General features: G+C 68.8%; 14 protein-coding genes and 1 pseudogene. 12 read left to right on the top strand and 3 right to left on the bottom strand.

Annotation, left to right across the window (positions count from 1 at the left end; translation table 11 throughout):
* Window positions 1-28: 28 nt before the first annotated feature.
* The 5 genes from BN13_RS00455 to BN13_RS00435 are packed head-to-tail and all read left to right on the top strand — an operon-like array spanning window position 29 to window position 4,633.
* Complete coding sequence (locus BN13_RS00455; RefSeq protein ID WP_048543537.1) at window positions 29-1,309, top strand: acyl-CoA dehydrogenase family protein; 1,281 nt, start codon at window positions 29-31, stop codon at window positions 1,307-1,309.
* On the top strand, window positions 1,306-2,091 hold the full coding sequence (locus BN13_RS00450; protein ID WP_048543536.1) for an SDR family NAD(P)-dependent oxidoreductase: 786 nt from the start codon (window positions 1,306-1,308) through the stop codon (window positions 2,089-2,091). The genes BN13_RS00455 and BN13_RS00450 overlap by 4 nt, the downstream gene beginning before the upstream one ends.
* On the top strand, window positions 2,088-3,179 hold the full coding sequence (locus tag BN13_RS00445) for a phosphotransferase family protein (protein WP_235433882.1): 1,092 nt from the start codon (window positions 2,088-2,090) through the stop codon (window positions 3,177-3,179). The genes BN13_RS00450 and BN13_RS00445 overlap by 4 nt, the downstream gene beginning before the upstream one ends.
* Window positions 3,176-3,850, top strand: a complete 675-nt coding sequence (locus tag BN13_RS00440; RefSeq protein ID WP_048543534.1) for a histidine phosphatase family protein — start codon at window positions 3,176-3,178, stop codon at window positions 3,848-3,850. Before BN13_RS00445 ends, BN13_RS00440 begins: the two co-directional genes overlap by 4 nt.
* A 27-nt stretch (window positions 3,851-3,877) precedes the next feature.
* Window positions 3,878-4,633, top strand: coding sequence for an SDR family oxidoreductase (locus BN13_RS00435; RefSeq protein ID WP_048543531.1), 756 nt, complete (start codon window positions 3,878-3,880; stop codon window positions 4,631-4,633).
* A gap of 68 nt (window positions 4,634-4,701) precedes the next feature.
* Here the strand turns inward: BN13_RS00435 and BN13_RS00430 are convergent, their stop codons facing one another.
* Window positions 4,702-5,967 (bottom strand): HNH endonuclease signature motif containing protein, encoded by a 1,266-nt coding sequence (locus tag BN13_RS00430; RefSeq protein ID WP_084733470.1) that lies wholly within the window; start codon window positions 5,965-5,967, stop codon window positions 4,702-4,704.
* A gap of 316 nt (window positions 5,968-6,283) precedes the next feature.
* Window positions 6,284-6,910 (bottom strand): hemerythrin domain-containing protein, encoded by a 627-nt coding sequence (locus BN13_RS00425; RefSeq protein ID WP_048543528.1) that lies wholly within the window; start codon window positions 6,908-6,910, stop codon window positions 6,284-6,286.
* 76 nt (window positions 6,911-6,986) lie between these two features.
* On the opposite strand from BN13_RS00425, the gene hutH reads away from it, so the two are divergent.
* From hutH to hutI, 6 genes and pseudogenes are all read left to right on the top strand, one after another.
* Complete coding sequence (hutH, locus tag BN13_RS00420; protein ID WP_048543526.1) at window positions 6,987-8,573, top strand: histidine ammonia-lyase; 1,587 nt, start codon at window positions 6,987-6,989, stop codon at window positions 8,571-8,573.
* A 223-nt stretch (window positions 8,574-8,796) separates the two neighbouring features.
* Window positions 8,797-9,129, top strand: coding sequence for a hypothetical protein (locus BN13_RS18430; RefSeq protein WP_048543524.1), 333 nt, complete (start codon window positions 8,797-8,799; stop codon window positions 9,127-9,129).
* Window positions 9,130-9,213: 84 nt separating this feature from the next.
* Window positions 9,214-10,843 (top strand): annotated as a pseudogene (gene hutU, locus BN13_RS00410) (urocanate hydratase).
* 150 nt (window positions 10,844-10,993) lie between these two features.
* Window positions 10,994-12,199, top strand: a complete 1,206-nt coding sequence (locus BN13_RS00405) for an allantoate amidohydrolase (protein ID WP_048543523.1) — start codon at window positions 10,994-10,996, stop codon at window positions 12,197-12,199.
* A complete protein-coding gene (locus tag BN13_RS00400) occupies window positions 12,196-13,521 on the top strand; it encodes a formimidoylglutamate deiminase (protein WP_048548648.1) in 1,326 nt (441 codons plus the stop codon). Before BN13_RS00405 ends, BN13_RS00400 begins: the two co-directional genes overlap by 4 nt.
* An 81-nt stretch (window positions 13,522-13,602) precedes the next feature.
* The gene (gene hutI, locus BN13_RS00395) at window positions 13,603-14,775 is read left to right on the top strand and encodes an imidazolonepropionase (RefSeq protein WP_048543521.1); all 1,173 of its coding nucleotides are present in this window, start codon (window positions 13,603-13,605) and stop codon (window positions 14,773-14,775) included.
* Between the two features lie 41 nt (window positions 14,776-14,816).
* Here the strand turns inward: hutI and BN13_RS00390 are convergent, their stop codons facing one another.
* Window positions 14,817-15,107, bottom strand: coding sequence for a DUF4235 domain-containing protein (locus BN13_RS00390; protein ID WP_048548647.1), 291 nt, complete (start codon window positions 15,105-15,107; stop codon window positions 14,817-14,819).
* A gap of 79 nt (window positions 15,108-15,186) precedes the next feature.
* On the opposite strand from BN13_RS00390, the gene BN13_RS00385 reads away from it, so the two are divergent.
* The gene (locus BN13_RS00385) at window positions 15,187-15,855 is read left to right on the top strand and encodes a SanA/YdcF family protein (RefSeq protein WP_048543519.1); all 669 of its coding nucleotides are present in this window, start codon (window positions 15,187-15,189) and stop codon (window positions 15,853-15,855) included.
* Window positions 15,856-15,921: the final 66 nt, after the last annotated feature.

Here is a 15,921-nt window from a genome sequence, read left to right as displayed (position 1 = left end):
CGCTCAATAAGCCGTTAGGGTCAAGGGCATGGACTTCAGCCTGTCGCCCCGCGCCGCCGATCTGTCCGCCCGGGTTCGGGAATTTGTCGACACCCACGTCGAGCCCCTGGAGGCCGAACTCGTCGCCGATGTCGCGGCGCGCCGGCTGCGTGGTGAGGATCCGTGGCGCATCGATCCGCGGATCGAGGAGGCGAAGGCCGAGGCGCGCCGCCAGGGTCTGTGGAATCTCTTCCTGCCCGCCGGGCACGAGGGGCCGTATGCCGAGCGCTTCGGCACCGATGGCGGCGCCGGGTTGTCGAATCTCGACTATGCGCCGGTAGCCGAGCAGATGGGCCGCTCGTTCATCGCGCCGCTGATCTTCAACTCCAATGCGCCGGACACGGGCAACATGGAGGTGCTGCTGAAGTACGGCTCGCATGCCCAGAAGGACCGCTGGCTCGAGCCGCTGCTCGACGGCAAGGTCCGCTCGGCCTTCCTGATGACCGAGCCCGGTGTGGCGAGCTCCGATGCGACGAATATGCAGGCGCGCGCCGAGATCGACGGCGACGAGGTCGTCCTCAACGGCCGCAAGTGGTGGTCCTCCGGTGCCGGCCATCCCGACTGCAAGGTCGGCATCTATATGGCGGTCACCGACCCGAATGCAGATCGCCACCACCGGCATTCGATGGTCGTGGTCCCGATGGACCACCCAGGAGTCAGGGTCGAGCGGATGCTCTCCACGCTTGGGCAGTATGACGAGCCGCTCGGGCACGGTGAGGTCACCTTGACCGATGTGCGGCTGCCCGTCGATCACATCATCGGCGGTCCGGGGCGGGCCTTCGAGATCGCGCAGGGCCGGCTCGGACCGGGGCGCGTGCACCACTGCATGCGGCTGATTGGCTTGACCGAGAAGTGCCTGGATCTGGCGCTGCAGCGCTCGGTCAGTCGCGTGGCGTTCGGCAAACCGCTCGCGCAATTGGGTGGCAACCGCGAGAAGTTCGCCGAGGCGCGGATCAAGATCAACCAGGCTCGCCTGCATGTCTTGCACGCCGCGTGGAAGCTCGACACCTTCGGCTCCGCCGCCTCGCTGAGCGAGGTCTCCGAGATCAAGGTCGCCGTGCCAAGAATGGCTTGTGAGGTCATCGATTTCGCGATCCAGATCCACGGCGGGGGCGGGACCGGCCCGGACTTCCCCCTCGCGGCGGCGTATGCCGGAGCGCGCTCCCTGCGTCTCGCCGACGGCCCTGACGAGGTCCACCTCGGAGTGGTCTCGCGGCTGATGCTGGCGCCCTACGCCAAGAAGGCGATGGCCGTTGGGGCGGCCCAGTGAGTCGGGTGCTCATCACCGGCGGGGCGTCCGGGCTTGGGCTCGCCTTGGCCACGGCGATGCTCGCTCGCGGGGACGAGGTCCTCGTCGGGGACCTCGCGGAGGAGCGGCCGGACAGCGTGCCGGAGGGGGCGGCATACGTCCGGCTCGACGTGCGCAGCCAGCAGGACTGGGATGCGGCGCTCGCAGACGTGCGCGAGCGGTGGGGCGGGCTGGACCTGCTGGTTAACAACGCCGGCGTGGCCACCGGTGGGCGGATCGACGTCGAGGCCTTCGCGGACTGGGAGCGGGTCATCGACATCAATCTGCTTGGTGTGGTGCGGGGCTGCCAGACGTTCGTGCCGCTGCTGAAGGAGCGGGGATCGGGGCGGATCGTCAATGTTGCCTCACTCGCCGGACTCGTGCATGGGCCGGCCATGTCGTCCTACAACGCGGCGAAGGCCGGAGTCGTGGCGCTGTCGGAGACACTGCGATTTGAGTTGGCGCCCTTCGGTATTGCCGTCAATGTCGTCTGTCCGTCCTTCTTCCGGACCAACCTGCACACCTCGCTGCAGGGGAAGGACGAGGAGATGGAGAAGACGGCGGTTCGGCTGATCACCAAGGCTGGCGCGAGCGCGGACGACATCGCGGCCAAGGTGCTACGCGGCATCGAGAAGGACCGGCCGGTCATCCTCACCGACCGGCAGGGGTATGCCGCCTACGGGACCAAGCGCTTCGCTCGCCCGCTGTACGACCGCGCGTTCGGGAAGGGCGCGCAACGGTTGGCCAGGAAGGCCGCGAAGTGAGCGATCATGTGACCGGTGGCGAGCCAGTGGCCGGTGCGGGAGCCGTGCGGGACGAGGACGCCTTCGATGCCGCCGCCGTCGCGGAATGGTTGCGCGGCAACGCCGTTGACGCTTCTGGTTTGGACGCTGAGCCGGAGGTGCAGCAGTTCGGGGGCGGCGCCTCCAACCTGACCTACCTCCTGCGTTGGCCCGAGCGCGACCTCATCTTGCGGCGTCCGCCGTCGGGCACCAAGGCCAAAGGCGCGCACGACATGGCGCGCGAATACCGTATCCAGGACGCCCTCGCGCCCGTTTATCCGCTCGTACCCCGGATGATCGGCTACTGCGGCGACGAGTCGGTCATCGGCTCTGAGTTCTATGTCATGGAGCGCGTCGAGGGGTTGATCCTGCGGCGCGACTTCCCCGAGGGGGTCGGGCTCGATGACGGGGCCGCACGAGATCGCTTGTGCGGCACCTTTGTTGATGCGCTCGTCGCCCTCCATACGGCCGATCTCGACGCCTCGGGCTTGCGGGAACTCGACCGCGGCCCGGGCTATGTCGCCCGCCAGGTCGGCGGCTGGACCGAGCGCTTCCGGCGAGCGCGCACGGAGGATGTCGGCGACTTTGCCGAGGTTATGGCGTGGCTCGACGCGCATCAGCCGGACGACCACGCCCATACGATGATCCACAACGACTTCCGCTTCGACAATCTCGTGCTCGCCGCGGATGATGTGAGTCGCGTTGCGGGAGTGTTGGATTGGGAGCTGTCGACCGTCGGTGACCCGCTCATGGACGTCGGCTCGGCGCTGGCGTACTGGTCGCAGGCCGATGACCCCGATGCGATGCAGGCCATCCGGCTGCAGCCGACCAATGCCCCGGGGATGTGGACTCGGGAGCAGGTATGGACGGCCTACGGTGAGCAGCACGGGCTCACGATCAGCGCGCAGGACCGGCGCTTCTACGAACTCTTCGGCACCTTCCGGCTCGCCGTCATCGCGCAGCAGATCTACTACCGCGCGTTCCATGGGCAGACCACGAATCCGAAGGCCGCCGGCATGGGAATGTTCGTCCGGATTCTCGACGCCCGGTGCACGGAGTTGCTCGGATGAGCCGGATCTTCCTGGTTCGGCACGGGCAGGCGTCGTGGGGCGCCGAGAACTATGACGCGTTGAGCGAGTTGGGGCACCGGCAGGCCGCCGCGACCGGGGCGTGGCTCGCCAGGCAGGGCATCGATCCGGTCCGACTGATCTCGGGTGAGCTTATTCGGCAACGAGATTCGAGGGCAGCTGCGGCAGCGGCGGCGGGTTGGAGGGTCGCGCCGGAATGTGACCCGGCGTGGGATGAGTACGACCACCTTGCCGTGCTCGCCGCCCTGCCCGCCGAGGATCCGGTGTATGCCGCGAGCGCAGCCTCCGTCGAGCGCCGCGCCTTTGATGCCCGCGCCTTCGATGTGGTGTATGCCGCAGCCTTGCGCCGCTGGGTCCTCGGCGAGGGCGACTACCCCGAGACGTATGCCGCGTTCACCGCCCGAGCCTCGGCTGCCCTGGAATCGCTGGCCGCGACCCTCGCTCCCAAGGAGGACGCGGTCGTCGTCACCTCGGGTGGTGTCATCAGCGCGATCGGTGCGCACCTGCTCGACGGGGGGCCGCTGGTCTGGGACCGGCTGCAGCGGACCGTCGTCAACGCCTCGGTGACCCAAGTGCGGGTGGGGGCGCGCGGCATACATCTGATGAGCTTCAACGAGGCGAGCCACCTGGGCGAACTGTGGTCGGCCCGCTGAAAGGGCAGCCCCGCTGAAAGGACAACAATGACAACGGTTTTGATCACGGGAGCCAGTTCCGGCCTGGGTGCCGAGATGGCGCGGCAGATGGCCGCGCTCGGCCACGACCTCGCGCTCGCGGCCCGCCGCACGGGGCGGCTGGAGGAGCTACGCGACGAGATCGAGAATGCGCACCCCGAGTGCCGCGTTGAGATCCGCGCCCTCGACGTCAACAATGACGACCAAGTCTTCGAGGTCTTCCGCGCCTTCCGCGACGACTTCGGCACCATCGATCGCATCATCGTCAACGCCGGCCTCGGCAAGGGTGCCCCGATCGGTACGGGCCGGTATGACGCCAACAAGGCCACCGCGATGACGAATTTCGTTGCGGCACTGGCGCAATGCGAGGCGGCGATGGAGATCTTCCGCGCCCAGAAGGCCGGGCACCTGGTCATGATCTCGTCCATGTCCGCGATGCGGGGCATGCCCAAGACCATCACGACGTATGCCGCGACCAAGGCCGGCGTCGCCGCCCTCGCCGAGGGCATCCGCCACGAGATGGCCGGCGAGCCCGGCCTCGCCATCGACGTCTCGGTGATCTATCCCGGCTACATCCGCTCGGAGATGAACGAGCACGTCAAGAAGCCGATGCCCTTCATGGTCGACACCCCGACCGGCGTCGCGGCGATGGTCGAGGCGATCGAGAAGCGCAAGCCCCACGCCCGCGTCCCGTCATGGCCCTGGGTGCCGATGGGGACCGTCCTGCGCCACGCCCCGCTTCCGGTCGTCCGCAAACTCACCTGATCGATGCGCTCCTTGCCCCGAAGAGAGGGGCCCATTGATCGAGTGCCGGGCCGACCCGGTGCACCGTCTCAGGGGCGTTTGCGGAAGTAGATCCAATCGGTGTCGAGCCGCTCGCCCAACGGTGGGCGGTAGTCCCTTGACGGCCGCGCTGGTTTGGGAGGCGCCTCGCCGCCGTGTGGGTCGGGTGGGGCAACCTGGATCGAACGACCATGGCGGGTGCGGAATACGAAGGGCAACAACGCATTTCCACTCTCGGAGATGGTGAAGTCGCCGGCGTGGTGCGCGTCGTGGTGGTGCGGGCACAGACTGATCAAGTTGGCGTAGTCGGTGCCGCCACCGTCGGCCCAATGGTCGATGTGGTGGATCTCGACGAATCGGGTCGCCGTGCAGCCGGGATAGGCACAGCCACGATCCCGGTCCTCGACGAGCCGGCGGAGCCGCTCCGGAATGGCGTGCTGAGATCGGCCGACTGAGACGGGCCGGCCCTTCGTCTGCCAATCGACAGCCGTGTCGGCGGTGCAGCCGAGCCGGGCGGCGAGGTGCGCGGCCAGCGAGCCGCGGGCGTTGACCCAGGCGCCTTCGGTGTCGAGGTGGATGTGGACGCGGTAATGACTGGCCCGGGCCGGTGACTCGACGGCACCGAGGCTGCGGGAGGCGATCTCGATCAGCGCATCCGCATACGTCGCTGCGGGGTTCCCGGCGGTGAAGAGCGCATCCTTCGCCTCGCGAAGAGCGTTCTCCATCAAGGCGCCATCGGCGGCATCGAGATCGGCCCGGAGCACGAACCGGCCGTCGTCCCACTGCAGGGACACGGAACTCGGCTGGTCGGCTCGGTCGGGGAAGGCCGGCGGAGCAGCAGCTACCGTCGGCTCTTCGGTCTTTGACGCATCCTCGGCACGGTCGGGCTCATCGGGCTCGAACGGGTAGCGGTTGACGATCCGCCGCAGTTGGGTGACGGTCATCAGCGGAGCAAGTTCGCAGACCGCTTCCTCGTATGCCGCGGGCACCCGCCCCGCGACCGCCGCGGCCTGGTCGAGGGAGAGCCGCCCCTGCTCCACCAAGCCCGTCAACACTGGAAGGCGGGTCCGGGCGCGCGCGAGCGTGGTGATCTGGGCCGCCGTCGCCGGCGATAGCCCGGCGCGCAAGGCCAGCCAGTGCTCGGGCGACCGCACGCCGCCATTGCCACCCCAGCAATCGGCCTCGATGGCCTGAGCCGTCAACTCCACGAGCTCGGCGTGCAAGGCATTGAGTTGACCCGCGATAGCGGTCGCACGATCCCAGATCGTGTCCGGATCCGGCGCCGACGCGGCATGCGGGAAGGCCACAACACTCATGCCGACACCCCCGTATCGCTCGCGCTGCCCACCCCGGGCTAATGCCTCAATAGTACGCGCGTTCTATGCTGAGGTCAAGGGCTTTTCCCAACTCTGACAAGGGTTTTCGCTCATTTGGGAGCCACGAGTGACGACAGCCATCGAGGGATTCTGTCCGGGCCGTAGCCAACAACCTCCTCCGCTGGCCGGTCGTCCAGCACATCTCGTGCGCGCCCACGTCGGATGATGCCCATCACGTTGTCGGCGCTCTCGGGGCGTCGAATGAGACTTCTAAGTTGCTCCGAAAGTCGCAGCGCAGAAGCCCGCCCGTTTGTCCTCACGGCTTCGCGGTCGCCTCCTGCTCCAACTCCTTGGTCTTGGCCTTCGCCTCGGCCTCAATCGCCTCCATTTGCTCGCGCACATCGGCCGGCGGTAAGACTTTCTCGCGCACCGCCTCGGCCAACAGGCTCGCGACCTGAGCCCGAGAGGCGCAGCCCTTGGTCAGCAGTGCATTTCGCTTGGTGCACCAGGCGGCACCCAGCTCGTGACGGATGGTCGCCGACACATCGGCCCGGGCGGGGTTGAGTATGGACAGTTCCTCCTCGCCGCTGTGGTGGGCGACGACCTTGCTCAGCTCCTCGAGGGCGTCCTCATACTTCTGCGTCGTCGTGCCCTTCGCATCCAGGAACGCGAGCAGCGCCTCCAGGATCTCCGCGTGTTCGTGCTCGCCGTGCTCCTCCTTGTCGGCGCTAATGGCCCGCTTGGCGTGCAGCGACGGATAGACCTCACTCTCCTCCGCCTCCGCGTGGGCGACCAGCAACTCCGCGAGCGCCGAACGGGCGGCGGCCCGGTCGCGATCGTCGCGACGGCATTCGCGCAGGAGGTCTTCGAAGGTGCGGTGATCGCCGAGGATCAACTCGACGACATCGCCATTGGTGGGCTGCTGGATCCAGAGCGTGTTCATCCGGCCATCGTGCCCACCCAACCACGGCTGTCGGGTTCTTGTGGCCTGGTGGATTTCGCGGCGCGTCTCGGATTTGATGAACCTTGTGACGTCAACGGTGACCCTCGGCAACGAACCCCTGACCATCGAACAGGTGGTCCACATCGCCCGCTCCGCGCCGCCCGGCACGGACTACCTCGGCAGGCCCGTGAGCGTTGAGGTGAGCGAGGCCGCGTGGGGGAGGGTTCGGCATACGCGGGGGGTGATCGACGCCCTCGCCGACGACACCGTCGCGCACTATGGAATCTCCACGGGTTTCGGCGCGCTCGCCAACACGAGCATCCCCCCGGAGAAGCGAACACAATTGCAGCGCAGTCTGATTCGCTCCCACGCGGCTGGCTCGGGCGCGGAGGTAGAGCGCGAAGTCGTGCGCGCCCTCATGCTACTGAGGATCCAGACCCTCGCCACCGGCCGCACCGGCATACGCGAGGAAACGCTGCGCGCGTATGTCGCGATGCTCAACGCCGGGATCACCCCCGTCGTGCGCGAGTATGGCTCGCTCGGCTGCTCCGGCGACCTCGCCCCGCTCTCGCATTGCGCGCTCGCGCTGATGGGGGAGGGCTGGGTGCGCGACGCCGACGGTGAGCTGATGGCGGCCGGTGATGCGCTCGCCGCGGCTGATATCGCGCCCGTCGAACTGCGCGAGAAGGAGGGCCTGGCCCTCATCAATGGCACCGACGGCATGCTCGGGATGCTGTGTATGGCGATCACCGACCTCCGCGCGCTCGTCACCATCGCGGACCTCGCCGCCGCGATGAGTGTCGAGGGCCTGCTCGGAACGGACGACGTCTTCGCCGCCGACCTACACGCCCTGCGGCCCCAGCCGGGCCAAGCGCTCAGCGCCGCGAACATGCGGAAAGTCCTGGCCGTCAGCGGTATTCGCGATTCGCACCGCGACCCGGAGGCATGCACACGCGTCCAGGACGCCTACTCGTTGCGATGCGCGCCCCAGGTCGCCGGCGCGGTTCGCGACACCCTCGACCACGCCGCCCGGGTCGCGGGCTGGGAGTTGGCGAGCGCCGTCGACAACCCGGTCGTGACCCTGGACGACCGAGTCGAGTCCAATGGCAACTTCCACGGCGCGCCGGTCGCCTATGTCCTCGACTTCCTCGCCATCGCCGCCGCCGACCTGGCGAGTATGAGCGAGCGGCGCACCGATCGCTTCCTCGACAAGGCCCGCAACCACGGGTTGAACGCCTTCCTCGCCGACGACCCGGGCGTCGATTCCGGCCTGATGATCGCCCAATACACCGCTGCCGGAATGGTTTCCGAGATGAAGCGCCTCGCGGTGCCCGCGAGTGTCGACTCGATCCCCAGCAGCGCGATGCAGGAGGATCACGTCTCGATGGGCTGGGGCGCGGCGCGCAAACTGCGGCGCTCCGTCGACGCCCTGACCCAGGTGCTGACCATCGAACTGCTCACGGCCGCGCGCGGCATACAACTGCGCGCACCCTTGACCCCCTCCCCGGTGAGCGCGGCGATCATCGCCGCCCTTGACGAGGTCTCCCGCACCGCCCCCGGTCCTGACCGCTTCCTCGCCGACGACATCGCCGCCGCGGTGTATGCCGTCGCCGACGGCTCCGTCCGCCACGCCGCCGAGTCTGTCGCCGGCCCGCTGAACTAACCCGACTCCGCCGGTCGAGTTCGGGAAGCACGCCGGCGCGCGGGCATCCCCCTCGGCGTGTTTCCCGAACTCGATGCTTCGGGTGCGCAGTGTTCTCGGCTGCGGTTCAGAAGTGTTCAAAAAGTGCCGCTGTTCAGACATTCTGAACGGCGCTCCTCGCGCGAACGCGTGTCGGCCCACCTGGAACCCCAACCCGCCTCCCCGATGGTGCGAGAGTGGCCGTATGTCGTCGAAGTGGTCCATCGCCTCCGAAGACTCGATCCTGTGCATCGCGAGTCGCGGGTCGGTGCTCAGCATCGGGTCCGTGGGCAGCGCCTTGTCGATCGGGTCCATCGGGTCGATCGCGTCGGCCTTCAGCATCGCCTCGGCGGCGAGCGCTGGGTCCCTGATGTCCGCCGCCAGCGCGGGATCGGTGATGTCCGCGGCCGCGGCCGGGGAAGTGCAGGGGGCGGCGACGAGTGGGGGACGGCGGCATACGGTCGGGCAGGGCCTGGGGATCGCGACGGCGACCCTCGCGATCCTGGCTCTTACCGCGCGGGGCCGGCGAACGACCTGAGGACCCGGCCGCCGGGAGGCAGCGGCGGCGAGGCGGGCGGGCGCCATAGGATCGGCATACGACTCAAGGATGAGGAGATCCGGTATGGACGGGGCACGCCCGGTCCGCGCGGCGCGCGGGAACACGTTGACGGCCAAGCGATGGAGCACCGAGGCACCGTTGCGGATGCTGATGAACAACCTCGATCCGGAGGTGGCCGAGCGGCCGGACGACCTCGTCGTCTATGGCGGCACCGGGCGGGCGGCGCGCGACTGGCGCAGCTTCGATGCCATGGTGCGCACCCTGACCGACCTCAACCCGGACGAGACAATGCTCGTGCAGTCGGGCCGGCCGGTCGGGGTCTTCCGCACCCACGAGTGGGCGCCACGCGTGCTCATCGCGAACTCGAATCTCGTTCCGGACTGGGCGAATTGGCCCGAATTCCGGCGGCTGGAGCACCTCGGGCTGACGATGTACGGCCAGATGACGGCCGGCTCGTGGATCTATATCGGCACCCAGGGCATCGTCCAGGGCACCTATGAAACCTTCGCCGCGATCGCCGAGAAGAGGTATGGCGGTCACCGTCGGCTGCGGCGGGATGGGCGGCGCGCAGCCGCTCGCCGTCACCCTCAACGAGGGCGCGTGCCTGATCGTCGACGTCGATCCGCACCGGCTGCAGCGCCGCGTCGAGCACCGCTATCTCGACGAAGTCGCCGACGATCTCGACGACGCGATCGCCAAGTCGCTCAAGGCGAAAGAGGAGCGTCGCGGCTGGTCGGTCGGCGTCGTCGGCAATGCCGCTGAGGTCTTCCCCGAGCTGCTGCGCCGCGGCGTCCCGATCGACATCGTCACCGACCAGACCAGCGCGCACGACCCGCTGTCCTATCTGCCGGTCGGGATCGAGTTGGACCAGTGGGACGAATACGCGACCAAGAAGCCCGAGGAGTTCACTGACCGCGCCCGCGAGTCGATGGCCCGCCACGTCGAGGCGATGGTCGGCTTCCAGGACGGCGGCGCCGAAACCTTCGACTACGGCAACAGCATCCGGGACGAGGCCCGGCTCGGGGGGTATGACCGGGCCTTCGCCTTCCCGGGGTTCGTCCCGGCCTACATCCGACCGTTGTTCTGCGAGGGCAAAGGCCCGTTCCGCTGGGTCGCCCTCTCGGGGGATCCGAAAGACATTGCCGAGACCGATCGGGCCGTCCTCGACCTCTTCCCGGACAACGACCGGCTGCACAAGTGGATCCGCGGCGCGCAGGATCGCATTGCGTGGCAAGGACTTCCGGCCCGCATCTGCTGGCTGGGGTATGGCGAGCGCGACCAGGCCGGCCTGGCCTTCAACGATCTCGTCGCCTCCGGCAAGGTGAGCGCCCCCATCGTCATCGGGCGCGACCACCTCGACTGCGGCTCGGTCGCCAGCCCCTATCGCGAGACCGAAGCGATGGCCGACGGTTCCGATGCGATCGCCGACTGGCCGCTCCTCAACGCGCTCGTCAACACGGCCAGCGGCGCTAGTTGGGTCTCGCTGCACCACGGTGGCGGCGTCGGCATCGGCCGCTCGATGCACGCCGGCCAGGTCTCCGTCGCCGACGGCACGCCGCTCGCGGCCGAGAAGCTCGCTCGCGTCCTCACCAATGACCCGGGTATGGGCGTGATCCGCCACGTCGACGCGGGCTACGAGATCGCCGAGGACGTCGCGCGCGACCGCGGGGTCCGGATCCCGATGGCCGAGTAGCCCCGGCGCATCACGGGAGAGAACGTGTGCATACGCAACGGTAATGATCCGTTGCGTATGTACACGTTCCGGCAATGGGCGGAAAAGTGCACTCCACCACAGCGGCGAGTGGGGGCGATCTGATTGGGGGCGATCTGATTGGGTGCAGGTATGTCAGCGCTGACGTTCCCCGCGATGTGGGCTGCCCTGCTGCCGGTTGGGCGGGACGCCGGCACGGGGGGCTACCGGCGGTTTGCGTGGGGTCGGGCCGACCACGAGTTGCGCGAGTGGTTTGCGCAGGAGGCGCAGGTCAGGGGGCTGGACCTGACCGAGGACCGCATGGGCAACCAGTGGGCGTGGTGGGGCAATCCCGATCGCGACGGGCCCGGGTTGGTCCTCGGCAGTCACCTCGACTCCGTCCCCGACGGCGGGGCGTATGACGGGCCGCTGGGCGTCGTGTCGGCTTTCCTCGCGCTGGACGAACTTCGAGCGCGTGGGTTCACTCCTGATCGCCCCGTCGGCATCGCCAACTTCGTCGACGAGGAGGGCGCCCGGTTCGGCATCGCCCTCGCCGGGTCACGGGTGCTCACCGGGCTCCTCGATCCCGACAAGGCGCGAAACCTCAAGGACATCGATGGCGTCTCGATGGCCGACGCCTTGCGGGCCGCCGGGCGCGACCCGGCTCACATCGGCCCCGATCCGGAAGTACTGGCCCGCATCGGCACCTACGTCGAACTCCACGTCGAGCAGGGCCGGGTCCTCGCTGACCTCGACGCCCCGGTCGCGGTCGGCACCGACATCTGGCCCCACGGTCGTTGGCGGATCGACCTGCCCGGCGAGGCCAACCACGCCGGCACCACGCGCCTCGACGACCGCCGCGACGCGCTGCTCGAACTCGCCCGCGTGATCCAAGGCGCCCGCGAGTCCGCTTCGCGGCGGGGCTGCCTCGCCACGATCGGCAAGGTCCACGTCGAGCCCGGCGGTATCAACGCCGTGGCCAGCCACGCCACCGGCTGGCTCGATGCGCGCGGAAGCAACCCGGAAGCCGTCCGCGGCGTCATAGAGGATGTGACGGCAATGGTGACGCGCGCGCACGGCGAGGTGCGCGAGGAATCGTGGACCCCGGTGACGACTTTCGACCCGGCGTTGGCGAGTCGACTGGCGGGGGCGCTGGGCGGCATACCCCTGCTCGGGACGGGGGCTGGGCACGACGCCGGCGTCCTCACCCAGGCCGGGATCCCCAGCGCCATGCTGTTCGTGCGCAACCCGACGGGGGTGTCGCATTCGCCCGCGGAGTTCGCCGATCCGGCAGACTGCGAGGCAGGCATCGACGCTCTCGTCGGGGTCGTGACCGAGCTGTGCGGGGGCACCTCATGACATCCACCAACTACTGGGTCTCCAGCGCCATCTTGCCGACCGGCCTAGCCAACCGCGTCCGGCTCATGACGACGGATGGCGTCATCACCGACGTCACCTCCCGCACCAACTCCGAGCCCGGCGACATCCGTATCGACGGGGTCGCGCTGCCCGGCTTCGCCAACGCCCACAGCCACGCCTTCCACCGGGCCCTGCGCGGGCGCACCCATGGCGGGCGCGGGGATTTCTGGACGTGGCGCGAGACGATGTATGCCGTTGCCGGAACCCTCGATCCGGACAGCTACCGCGTTCTGGCACAGGCGGTTTTCGCCGAGATGGTGGCGGCCGGTTTCACTGTGGTCGGGGAGTTCCACTATCTCCACCATGACCTCCAGGGCAAGCCGTATGCCGATCCCAACGCCATGTCCCAGGCCCTCGTGGACGCGGCGGTCGCCGCTGGAATTCGGCTGACCTTGCTGGACACCTGCTACCTGGCTGGCGGGTTGTCCGGGTCGGGACACCTCGACCTGGACCCGGTCCAGCGCCGGTTCACCGATGGCGATGTCCCCCGGTGGATCGAGCGGGTCTCGCAACTGCCGGATGGGCCGACGACCCGGATCGGCGCGGCAGTGCATTCGGTGCGGGCTGTTCCGCGCCACGCGCTCTCGGACTTCGCCTCCGTCGTCGGCGCCCGGCCCGTGCACGCGCACGTGAGCGAGCAACTCGCCGAGAACGCGGCGGCGATGATCTACTACAGCGCCACCCCGACGACGCTGTTCTCGGAGGCCGGCCTGCTCGGTCCCAACTTCACCGCCGTGCACGCGACCCACGTGGACGCCGACGACATCCAGCGCTTGGCCCGTGCCGATGCGATGGCCTGCTTCTGCCCGACGACGGAGCGTGATCTCGCGGACGGGATCGGTCCGGCGCGGGCCCTCGCCGATGCGGGGGTCACTCTGTGCCTGGGCTCGGATCAGCACGCCATGATCGATCCGTTCGAGGAGCTTCGCGGGCTGGAGATGCACGAGCGTCTCCTGACCGGCGAGCGGGGCCGGTTCACGATGGATGACTTGGGCCGCGCTGCCTCGGCGGCCGGCTATCGGAGCCTCGGCTGGCCGAACGGGGGTTCCCTCGGCGCCGGCTCTCTCGCCGATTTCATTGTGGTGCAGCGAGATTCGCCGCGAACGGCGGGGTGCCGCCCGAACCAGATCGCGTATGCCGCGACCTCCGCCGACATTCTGGCGGCCGTCGTCGGTGGAGATCAGATCGTCAGCGACGGCAAGCATCGCCTTGGCGACGTCGGACTTCTCCTGGCCGAAGCCTTCGCCGGTCTGCGGCACTGACGGAGTGGCGGCACTGATGGAGTGGCCGCATTGATGGAGTGGCCGCATTGATGGAGTGGCCGCATTGATGGAGTGGAGTTAATGAGCGCGCTATTGCTCGCCGGGATCGGCGAACTCGTCACCTGCGACGGCTCCGGCCCCGATCGGCTGGGCATCATGCGCGACGTTGCCGTGGTCGTGGATGCCGGGCGCATCGCCTGGATCGGTCCCGACGCCGCGGCGCCCACGTGCGACACGAGGCGGGATCTCGCCGGCCGGAGTGTCATCCCGGGGTTCGTGGACAGCCATACGCATCTCGTCTTTGCGGGCGACCGCTCCGCCGAGTTCGCCGCCCGGATGACCGGGGTGCCGTATGACGGGGGCGGGATTGCGACGACCGTCGCGGCCACCCGCGGGGCCGACGACGAGACGCTTCGGGCACTACTGGCATCCCGCGCGAGCGAAGCCCGGCGCCAGGGCACGACCACGCTGGAGATCAAGTCCGGCTACGGCCTCGACGTGCGCACCGAGCAGCGATTGCTCCGCCTCGCCAGCGAAATCACCTCCGAGACAACCTTTCTCGGCGCACATGTCGTGCCGGCGGGCGTCCAACGAGATGACTACCTAGCGCTGGTGATGGGCGAGATGGTGGCGACGTGCGCGCCATACGCCCGTTGGATTGATGTGTTCTGCGAGCCGGGGTCTGCCCACGCCTTCGATGAGGACGAATCCCGAGCGGTGCTGCAGGCAGGGATGGCAGTCGGCCTGCTTCCGCGGGTGCACGGCAATCAACTCGGCCCGGGCCCGGGCGTCCGCCTCGCGGTTGAGGTCGGCGCCGCCGGCGTCGACCACTGCACCTATGTGAGCGACGCTGACATCGATGCCCTCGCCAGTGCGCCGGAGACAGTGGCGACCCTGCTCCCGGGCGTGGAGTTCTCGACGCGCTCGCCCTATCCGGACGCGCGCCGCCTCCTCGACGCCGGGGTCCAGATCGCGCTGGCCAGTGACTGCAATCCGGGCACGTGCTACTCCTCGTCGATGCCACTGATGATCGCGCTGGCGGTGCGGGAGATGGGGCTGACACCGGCCGAGGCGCTGCTCGCGGCCACGGTGGGGTCGGCACAATCATTGCGGCGCAGCGATATCGGGCGAATCGAGGTCGGCGGGCCGGCCGACCTCACGATGCTGGAGGCACCGTCATACGTGCATCTCGCCTATCGTCCGGGCGTCCCGATTGCTAGCGCGATCGAGCCGGAGGGGGAGCAGACTCGATGAGGCCGCGCCAGACGATGGAGCAGCGTCAGCTGGGGGGCTGCCTAGACGCTGCGTGCTTCTTCCCGGTCGCGCATCGGCTGCGGCAGATGCCCGGCGGACTGCTCGTAGTAGGCCGCCGCCTTGCGCGTGAACATCGTCTTGGCCAGCGCGGCTGCCGCGGCACTCAGGACGGCCAGCGCCAGCGCCTCACCGACGGGGGTGTGCGGGTTCTGCGGGTCGACGGTGTCGTCCTTGCCGGCCTTCTGCCAGATTGCCGTGACACCCTTGTTGGCCACGATGCCCGCGACCACTGCCGCGCCCGTCCCGAGGACTCGCCAGACCATATTGCCCATGCGCACACGATGCCACACGACCATGTCGATCTGACCCCGAAGCGGAGCGTGACCGTATGACGGAACGGAGCGTGACCGGATGACGAAGCGGCGCAAGCTCATCCTCGCCGCCGGCGCGCTCGCGACGCTCGGGTTGGCCGTCCCGGTGGGCGCCAACCTCTGGATCGCCGATAAGGCCGACGGACACGTGTATGCCGCGGCCGACGTCCCGCCCGCTCCCGTCGCCCTAGTCTTCGGTGCCGGAATCACCGCCGATGGTCGCCCGACCCCCTATCTCGCCTATCGCCTCGATGTCGCCAAGACGCTCCTGGACACCGGCAAGGTCGAGGTGATTTTGGTGTCCGGGGACAACCGCACGCACGACTATGACGAGCCGACCGCGATGCTGGATTACCTCGTGGCACAAGGGGTTCCGGCCGACCGTGTTGTCCGGGACTTCGCCGGACGGGATACCTACGACTCGTGCGCGCGAGCGCAGCGGATCTTCGCTGTCCAGCGCGTCATCGCCGTGACCCAGGAGTTCCACCTCCCGCGTGCGGTGGCGACCTGTCGCGCCCTCGGTCTCGACGCCGACGGCGTCGGGGACACGGTCGGCAAGAGGTACTCCGGCCCCTGGACCGCCGGCGCGCGGCGAGAGAAGCTCGCGGCGGTCAAAGCGGCATACGACGTGGTGAGTGGGCGTGATCCGATCCTCGGACCCCAGGAACCCGGGGTCCACGACGCGCTGATCGCGGCCTCGGGCGACTGACGTCATAACCCGCCCGGGCCCTCGTGGAACCCCGTTCGGCACCACGGTGAGGGGGGCCGGTCGGCG

It is taken from the genome of Nostocoides jenkinsii Ben 74 (assembly GCF_001046875.1).
Taxonomy (GTDB): Bacteria; Actinomycetota; Actinomycetes; order Actinomycetales; family Dermatophilaceae; genus Nostocoides_A; species Nostocoides_A jenkinsii.
The sequence above is the reverse complement of the archived record's forward strand: the minus strand, read 5'-3'. Positions and strand labels throughout refer to the sequence as shown.

Coding starts and splice junctions, on each gene's coding strand:
- BN13_RS00400 (WP_048548648.1), top strand. CDS start 12,196: ATGACATCCACCAACTACTGGGTCTCCAGCGCCATCTTGCCGACCGGC.
- BN13_RS00405 (WP_048543523.1), top strand. CDS start 10,994: ATGTCAGCGCTGACGTTCCCCGCGATGTGGGCTGCCCTGCTGCCGGTT.
- BN13_RS18430 (WP_048543524.1), top strand. CDS start 8,797: ATGTCGTCGAAGTGGTCCATCGCCTCCGAAGACTCGATCCTGTGCATC.
- BN13_RS00455 (WP_048543537.1), top strand. CDS start 29: ATGGACTTCAGCCTGTCGCCCCGCGCCGCCGATCTGTCCGCCCGGGTT.
- BN13_RS00385 (WP_048543519.1), top strand. CDS start 15,187: ATGACGAAGCGGCGCAAGCTCATCCTCGCCGCCGGCGCGCTCGCGACG.
- BN13_RS00425 (WP_048543528.1), bottom strand. CDS start 6,910: ATGAACACGCTCTGGATCCAGCAGCCCACCAATGGCGATGTCGTCGAG.
- BN13_RS00435 (WP_048543531.1), top strand. CDS start 3,878: ATGACAACGGTTTTGATCACGGGAGCCAGTTCCGGCCTGGGTGCCGAG.
- hutI (WP_048543521.1), top strand. CDS start 13,603: ATGAGCGCGCTATTGCTCGCCGGGATCGGCGAACTCGTCACCTGCGAC.
- hutH (WP_048543526.1), top strand. CDS start 6,987: ATGAACCTTGTGACGTCAACGGTGACCCTCGGCAACGAACCCCTGACC.
- BN13_RS00440 (WP_048543534.1), top strand. CDS start 3,176: ATGAGCCGGATCTTCCTGGTTCGGCACGGGCAGGCGTCGTGGGGCGCC.
- BN13_RS00430 (WP_084733470.1), bottom strand. CDS start 5,967: ATGAGTGTTGTGGCCTTCCCGCATGCCGCGTCGGCGCCGGATCCGGAC.
- BN13_RS00390 (WP_048548647.1), bottom strand. CDS start 15,107: ATGGGCAATATGGTCTGGCGAGTCCTCGGGACGGGCGCGGCAGTGGTC.